The sequence below is a fragment of the Polaribacter sp. genome, from assembly GCF_039939415.1.
Taxonomy (GTDB): domain Bacteria; phylum Bacteroidota; class Bacteroidia; order Flavobacteriales; family Flavobacteriaceae; genus Polaribacter.
On sequence record NZ_JBDVJE010000089.1, the window covers coordinates 36,304 to 43,543 of the forward strand.

The window sequence follows — 7,240 nt, forward strand, 5'->3', positions numbered from 1 at the left end:
ATGAAAAATATCAAATTTTTAATTATCGGAGTTTTATTCGGAATTATTTTAAGCAAAACAGAAGTAGTTTCTTGGTACAGAATTTACGAAATGTTTAAGTTTCAATCTTTTCATATGTATGGAGTAATTGGTAGCGCAGTTGTAATTGGAATTGTAATTATGCAACTTTTTAAAAAGGAAGTAATTAAAGATTATTTAGGTAATAAAGTTGTTGTAAAAGATAAAGAAAAAGGTTTTGTAAAAACTTTAGTTGGAGGAACCATTTTTGGTTTAGGTTGGGCATTGTCTGGTGCTTGTCCAGGACCAATGTACGTATTAGCAGGTCATGGAGCAATTGCAATTTTAGTAGTGCTGTTTGGTGCAGTAATTGGTGCTTTTTTTTATGGATTGTTAAGTAAGAAATTACCAAATTAATGGAACGTCATTGGAAAATATCTGATGAAGAATTTGAAGAACAATTTACTTCAAATAAATTTCGTCCTTTGTGGTTTACTCATGAAGCACATTTACGTTTAGCGTGGATCTATGTTACCAAATATGGTAAACAAATTGCTTTTGAAAAGTACAGTAAACAATTACAAGATTTTGCAAACAAATACAATGTAGATGGTAAATACAATACAACTGTAACTTTTGCTTCCATTCAAATTATGAATGCTTATATTCAAAAATCTGATGCCTACGATTTTCAAGATTTTATCAATGAATTCTCAGAATTAAAAACTAATTTTAAAGAAATTATATCAAATTATTATTCTACGGATGTTTTTACGTCAATAGAAGCCAAACAAAACATTTTACAACCAGATTTAAAATCGTTTCATGAGTAAACTAGTAGACAATTTTGGACGACAAATGGAATATGTGCGATTAGCAGTTACAGATCGCTGTAATTTACGTTGCCAATATTGTATGCCTGCTCACGGAATTGATATTGTTCCAAGACAAGAGTTGCTTACTTTTAAAGAAATGTATCGTTTAATTCGTGTGTTAACAGAATTGGGCGTAAATAAAGTGCGTTTAACAGGTGGCGAACCTTTTGTACGTAAAGATTTTGTTAGTTTTTTAGAAATGTTATCTTATAACGATTTGTTAGATGCTATTAATATCACAACAAATGGCGCTTTAATTTCTCATCATATTGATAAAATTGAGAAACTAGAAAAAGTAAAAAATATTAATTTGAGTATTGATAGTTTGCAAAGAGAAAAGTTTGCAAAAATTACGAGAAGAGATGTTTTTCCTGAAGTGTATAATACCTTTAAGTTATTAGAAAAAAGCAACTTAAATTTAAAATTGAATGTAGTTGTGCAATCGGGTTTTAATACAGATGAAATTACAGATTTTGTTAGATTAACTAAAGATAAAAATGTTGCTGTTCGTTTTATTGAAGAAATGCCTTTTAATGGAAAAGGGCAAAGAGATATGAGTGAAAACTGGACATTCAATAAAATATTAAACGAAGTAAAAACTGAGTTTTCTGTAGATGAAATGCAGTCTGAAAAATCATCTACTTCAAGAAATTATAAAGTAGAAAATCATTTAGGAACTTTCGGAATTATACCTGCATTTACAAGAACCATTTGTAATAATTGTAATAGAATTAGAATTACAAGTACAGGAACTTTTAAAAATTGCTTGTTTGATGATGGCGTTTTTAATTTAAGAGATTTCATAAGAAAAGGAGCATCTAATAACGATTTAAAAGAACTCTTTTTATCTTTAGTAAAAGAAAAGCCAGAAAACGGTTTTATAGCAGAAGCAAATCGTAAAAAAGGAAATGTTTCTGAAAGTATGAGTACTATTGGAGGGTAAAAAAAGTGTAACTGTGGAATTGTTTAACTGTTTATATAAAATGTTTTCAATTACACAATTCAACAAATAAACAATTACACAATCAAAATGATTTCAGTAAAGGAAGCAAAAAACATCATATTAAATTCAACCCAAGATTTTGGAGTTGAAGAAATTCCGTTTATAAAATCTGTAGGTAGAATTTTAAAAGAAGATATTCTTGCAGATAGAGATTTTCCACCGTTTAATAGAGTTTCTATGGATGGGATTTGTATTGATTTCATTGCATTTAAAAACGGACAAAGAGATTTTAAAGTAGAAGGAATTCAAGCTGCAGGAAGTGAGCAAATCACACTTCAAAATAAAGAAAATTGTATTGAGGTTATGACAGGTGCAGTTTTACCAAACAATGCAAATACTGTCATTCGTTATGAAGATGTCACTTTAAAAAACGGAATTGCAACCATCAATATAGAAAGTGTTGAAGAAGCTAAAAACGTTCATGATAAAGGTAAAGATGGTAAAGTTGGCGATTTATTAATCAAACAAAACACCAAAATATCTGCAGCAGAAATTGGCGTTTTGGCAACTGTAGGTAAATCAGTTGTAAAAGTTGCAAAACAACCAAAAATAATGATTGTTTCTACAGGTGATGAATTGGTTGGTGTAAATGAAATTCCGTTAGAGCATCAAATTAGAAGAAGCAATGTGTTTACCTTGGTTTCATTGTTAGAAAGGTTACATATTTTATCAGAAACTGCACATATTACTGATGACAAACCAGTTTTAAAACAAAAAATTGAAACCTATTTACAAGAATATGATGTATTGCTTTTTAGTGGAGCAGTCAGCAAAGGAAAATTCGATTTTTTACCAGAAGTTTTTGATGAATTAGGTGTTGAAAAACTGTTTCATAAAGTTGCACAAAGACCAGGAAAACCTTTTTTCTATGGACAAACTGATAATTGTAATGTCTTTGGTTTTCCAGGAAATCCAATTTCGACATTTGTAAATTGTTTAGCGTATTTTTATCCTTGGTATTACAAATCAGTAGGATTAGAAGTTGAAAATGAAACTGCAATTTTATCAGCAGATGTTACTTTTAAACCGAGTTTAACTTACTTTTTACAAGTGAAATTAAATTCTAGATTTGGACATTTAATTGCAACTCCAATAAAAGGAAATGGTTCTGGAGATTTAGCAAGTTTGGTAAATACAGATGCTTTTATTCAATTACCAAATGATATAACCACGTTTAAAAAAGGAGAAGTTTTTCCAATAATTAGATATAGATAATGAGTGAATTCAGTCATTTAAACAAAAAAGGAAATCCTAAAATGGTAAATGTTTCTGATAAGAAAATTACCAAAAGAACAGCCATTGCAAAAGCAACCATGTTTTTAGGAAAGGAAGTAATTGCTCATTTTACAAATGATGAGTTATTTACTAAAAAAGGACCTGTTTTTCAAACAGCAATTATTGCAGGAATTCAAGGTGTAAAAAAAACATCAGAATTAATACCTATGTGCCACCCTTTATTAATAAACGGAGTAGATGTGGATATTAATATAATTGATATTGAAAATATAGAAGTGTTTTGTAAAGTTACTATTACAGGCAAAACAGGTGTAGAAATGGAAGCATTAACTGGTGCAAATATTGCGTGTTTAACTATTTACGATATGTGTAAAAGCATCAGTCAAAAAATGGTAATTAAAGAAGTGAAATTGTTAGAAAAAACAGGAGGTAAATCCGATATTAAAAATGGCTAAAAAACACAGTAAACATACAAATTTAGAAAGAATAAATAACGATAATTTTGCACCAAATGAAATTGCAATTTTGGGTACAAATTGTGGTGTAATTTCAGATTTAGTTCACAAGGTTTCTGAAAAATTATCAACTTATAATTTAGCTTATTTTGATGCTTCGCATGCAAAAGAAGTTACTAAAAATAAAATATCAGAATATACTTTTCATCATCAAGGAAACTTACAGATAACTACTTCTGGCAACGTAAATAAATTTGCACAACGTTTGCAATTTGCACAACACGATTATGTTTTTATCAACGGAAATCATTACCAAGGAGCAAAACAAATTTTAATTTTAGATGAAGCTAAAGAAGCATCAGTTTTAAAAAGATTAGAACAGTTAGATAGTATTCAATTTGTTGTAAAATTAAAATCAGAAACTGAGTATTTTGACTTTTTAGAAGAGAAATATCCGCAGATAAAAAACATCACTTGTTATACTATTAATGAGATTGATGCAATATCAAAACACATTGATAACTTAATTAAAGAAAAAATTGCTCCTGTTAAAGGTTTGGTTCTTATTGGTGGAAAAAGTACACGAATGGGGAGAGACAAATCGCAAATTGATTATCATGGAAAACCTCAAAAAGAGTTTGTAAAAGAACTGTTGGAAAATAGCAATTTAGAGACTTTTTATTCTGTTCAAGAAGGTGGTAATGAAAATGAAATATCAGATAAATTCAGTAACCTTGGTCCTTTTGGAGGAATTTGTTCTGCTTTTCAAAAAGACCCAAATGCTGCTTGGTTTGTATTGGCAACAGATGTTCCTTTTGTAAATGATAAAATAATTGAATTATTATTAAAACACAGAAATCCAAGTAAAACAGCTACAGCAATAAAAGGAAAAGGAAAAGATTTTCCAGAACCTTTAATTACAATTTACGAACCAAAAGCGTACCCTATTTTATTGCAATATTTGGCTCAAGGTTATTCTTGTCCACGTAAAATGTTAATCAATTCTGATGTAGAAATTGTAGAAATTGATGATGCATATATTAGAAACGTAAATACACCAGAAGAATATACTGAAGCAAATAAGGAGATAAATAATTTGTAAATTTAGAATCTTATAAAAATAGTATCATCAAAATAAAAACTTTATTTTTTATAGCGCTTTTTGGAATGCTTTTTGCAAGTTGTGAACCAGAGATTCAATAAAAAATTTTATGATAGATAGTTAGCAAACTACGTACCTGAAAATAGAAATGAAAACAAAGAGAATAAAAACAGAATAATTTGTCTAGTATAAAAAAAATATCTTTAAGAATACGTATTTTTTTATCTATGATTTTATTGGTCTTATTAGCATCAATATTAATTTTAGTAGTAACTATTTATCAATATGATGAACAGACAAAAGATTATAATATTCAACGTTTTGAACGTAAAGAAGCTACAACAAAACAAACGATAGAGTTAGAGCTAAAGAATAAGACTACATACCCTGTTAATACAGAAAATTTATCAAAAATATTTCAAGAACGTATTTATGAAATTTCATCAATCAATAAATTAAATATTTCAATTTACGATTTACAAGGTAATCTTCTAAAATCATCTATTGCAGCTGCCTTTGAGAAAATAGATACGCAACCATTGTCAGAAGAAATTTTGCAAGAATTATCACAAAACTCTAATCATAAAATACTAAAAACCAGTGAGAAAAAAGGGGTTGGTTATCAATCTTCATTTTCTTTTATTAATGACCCTAAGTTTAAAAGAATTGGAATCTTAGAATTACAATTTACTCAAGACAACTCAGAAATAGAAAAAGAATTAAGAGAGTTTATGCTAAGGTTAGGTTTGGTGTATATTCTTATGTTTTTAATAGCAATTTCTCTAGCTTATTTTTTATCAAGTTATATAACAAGATCTATTAAAAATATTTCTGATAAAATGGAGCAAACCCGTTTAAACAAACGAAATGAAAAGATTATTTTAAATAAAGCTAGTTCAGAAATAGAAATTTTGGTAGAGGCATATAATAATATGATTGATGAACTGGGAGAAAGTGCAGCAAAATTAGCTAGAAGCGAACGAGAACAAGCTTGGAGAGAAATGGCAAAACAAGTTGCTCATGAAATTAAAAACCCGTTAACTCCTATGAGATTAACTGTGCAAAGTTTTGAACGTAGATTTAATCCATTAGATGACAAAGCAAAAGAAAAATTAACAGAATTTAGCCAGACATTAATTCAGCAAATAGACGTAATGAGTTCTATAGCGTCTGCATTTTCAGATTTTGCAAAAATGCCAACTCAAAAGAAAGAACAAATTGAAATTATTAGTGTAGTTAAGTTTGCATTAGATATTTTTAATGAAAGATATATAAAATATTATCCTCAAGAAAAAGAATTACATGCTTATTTAGATAAAACACAATTAATTAGAGTTGTAACTAATTTAGTAAAAAATGCAATTCAGGCTACAGATAAAGAAGAGAACCCTCTTATAGAAATAAAAGTTTTTAATGAAGGAGATAATATAAAAATTTCTGTTTCTGATAATGGAAAAGGAATTGCAAATGATGTAAAAGATTTAATTTTTGAACCGAAATTTACCACAAAAACTAGTGGAATGGGCTTAGGTTTAGCTATGATTAAAAACATAATTGAAGCTTATGAAGGTGCTATTTCTTTTACTTCTACAGAAGGAGTTGGAACCGTTTTTACGGTTGTTTTACCAAAAAAATAAAATTTATTTAAAATGAATTTCGAAAATATATTAGTAAAAAAGAATGATAGTTTAGCTCAGATAACTATTAACAGACCCAAAAAGTTAAATGCCTTAAATAAGGCAACAATTAATGAGTTAAATATTGCTTTTAAATCTTTAGAAGATGATAATGATGTTAGAGTTATTATTTTAACTGGTAGTGAAAAAAAAGCCTTTGTTGCGGGTGCAGATATCTCTGAATTTGCTAATTTTTCTGTAGAACAAGGAATAGAATTGTCTAGATTAGGACATGAAATATTATTTGATTATGTAGAAAATTTATCTACTCCTGTAATTGCGGCTGTTAATGGATTTGCATTAGGAGGTGGTTTAGAATTAGCAATGTCTTGTCATTTTAGAATTGCTTCAGACAATGCAAAAATGGGGTTGCCAGAAGTTTCTTTAGGAGTTATTCCTGGTTATGGAGGTACACAACGTTTACCACAATTAGTTGGTAAAGGTAAAGCTATGGAAATGATTATGACTGCTGGTATGATTTCTGCAGAAGAAGCAAAAGAATTAGGTTTGGTAAATTATGTAACTACTCAAGAAGAATTATTGCCTTTGGCAGAAAAAATTGCCAATAAAATTATGAGAAATTCTTCTGTTGCAATATCTGCAGCAATTAGAGCTATTAATGCTAGTTTTGAAGATGGTACTAATGGTTTTGATATTGAAATTGATGAGTTTGGAGAATGTTTTGGTACAGAAGATTTTAAAGAAGGCACAACAGCGTTTTTAAACAAAAGAAAACCTAAATTTTAATAAAATATAAAAAGCGAGTCTAAATTTAGACTCGCTTTTACCATCTAAAATAGCAGTAGTTTAGACGAATTGTTTGAATTAATATTTTATAGAGTAATTTCTTTTGAATAAGATCTATTATTAGAATTTACAACAATTTTATAATCTCC

At 28.5% G+C, this 7,240-nt stretch carries 8 protein-coding genes; all 8 read left to right on the plus strand.

All coding sequences use genetic code 11. From position 1 onward, the window contains the following. The 8 genes from ABJG40_RS14220 (at position 1) to ABJG40_RS14255 (ending at position 7,091) form a co-directional block, all read left to right on the plus strand. Positions 1 to 414, plus strand: coding sequence for a DUF6691 family protein (locus tag ABJG40_RS14220; RefSeq protein WP_348025255.1), 414 nt, complete (start codon positions 1 to 3; stop codon positions 412 to 414). Further along, positions 414 to 830, plus strand: a complete 417-nt coding sequence (locus ABJG40_RS14225) for a hypothetical protein (protein ID WP_348025256.1) — start codon at positions 414 to 416, stop codon at positions 828 to 830. The genes ABJG40_RS14220 and ABJG40_RS14225 overlap by 1 nt, the downstream gene beginning before the upstream one ends. Beyond that, positions 823 to 1,815 (plus strand): GTP 3',8-cyclase MoaA, encoded by a 993-nt coding sequence (gene moaA, locus ABJG40_RS14230; protein ID WP_348025257.1) that lies wholly within the window; start codon positions 823 to 825, stop codon positions 1,813 to 1,815. The genes ABJG40_RS14225 and moaA overlap by 8 nt, the downstream gene beginning before the upstream one ends. A gap of 87 nt (positions 1,816 to 1,902) precedes the next feature. Further along, on the plus strand, positions 1,903 to 3,090 hold the full coding sequence (locus ABJG40_RS14235; RefSeq protein ID WP_348025258.1) for a molybdopterin molybdotransferase MoeA: 1,188 nt from the start codon (positions 1,903 to 1,905) through the stop codon (positions 3,088 to 3,090). Next, positions 3,090 to 3,566 carry a cyclic pyranopterin monophosphate synthase MoaC gene (moaC, locus tag ABJG40_RS14240; RefSeq protein WP_348025259.1) on the plus strand — a complete coding sequence of 159 codons (477 nt, stop codon included), beginning with the start codon at positions 3,090 to 3,092 and terminating at the stop codon, positions 3,564 to 3,566. Before ABJG40_RS14235 ends, moaC begins: the two co-directional genes overlap by 1 nt. Further along, on the plus strand, positions 3,559 to 4,668 hold the full coding sequence (locus ABJG40_RS14245) for an NTP transferase domain-containing protein (protein WP_348025260.1): 1,110 nt from the start codon (positions 3,559 to 3,561) through the stop codon (positions 4,666 to 4,668). Before moaC ends, ABJG40_RS14245 begins: the two co-directional genes overlap by 8 nt. Before the next feature lie 227 nt (positions 4,669 to 4,895). After that, positions 4,896 to 6,305 carry an ATP-binding protein gene (locus tag ABJG40_RS14250; protein WP_348025262.1) on the plus strand — a complete coding sequence of 470 codons (1,410 nt, stop codon included), beginning with the start codon at positions 4,896 to 4,898 and terminating at the stop codon, positions 6,303 to 6,305. A gap of 12 nt (positions 6,306 to 6,317) precedes the next feature. Further along, the gene (locus ABJG40_RS14255; RefSeq protein WP_348025261.1) at positions 6,318 to 7,091 is read left to right on the plus strand and encodes an enoyl-CoA hydratase-related protein; all 774 of its coding nucleotides are present in this window, start codon (positions 6,318 to 6,320) and stop codon (positions 7,089 to 7,091) included. The last annotated feature ends 149 nt before the right edge of the window (positions 7,092 to 7,240 follow it).

Coding starts and splice junctions, on each gene's coding strand:
- ABJG40_RS14245 (WP_348025260.1), top strand. CDS start 3,559: ATGGCTAAAAAACACAGTAAACATACAAATTTAGAAAGAATAAATAAC.
- ABJG40_RS14255 (WP_348025261.1), top strand. CDS start 6,318: ATGAATTTCGAAAATATATTAGTAAAAAAGAATGATAGTTTAGCTCAG.
- ABJG40_RS14225 (WP_348025256.1), top strand. CDS start 414: ATGGAACGTCATTGGAAAATATCTGATGAAGAATTTGAAGAACAATTT.
- ABJG40_RS14250 (WP_348025262.1), top strand. CDS start 4,896: ATGATTTTATTGGTCTTATTAGCATCAATATTAATTTTAGTAGTAACT.
- moaA (WP_348025257.1), top strand. CDS start 823: ATGAGTAAACTAGTAGACAATTTTGGACGACAAATGGAATATGTGCGA.
- ABJG40_RS14235 (WP_348025258.1), top strand. CDS start 1,903: ATGATTTCAGTAAAGGAAGCAAAAAACATCATATTAAATTCAACCCAA.
- moaC (WP_348025259.1), top strand. CDS start 3,090: ATGAGTGAATTCAGTCATTTAAACAAAAAAGGAAATCCTAAAATGGTA.
- ABJG40_RS14220 (WP_348025255.1), top strand. CDS start 1: ATGAAAAATATCAAATTTTTAATTATCGGAGTTTTATTCGGAATTATT.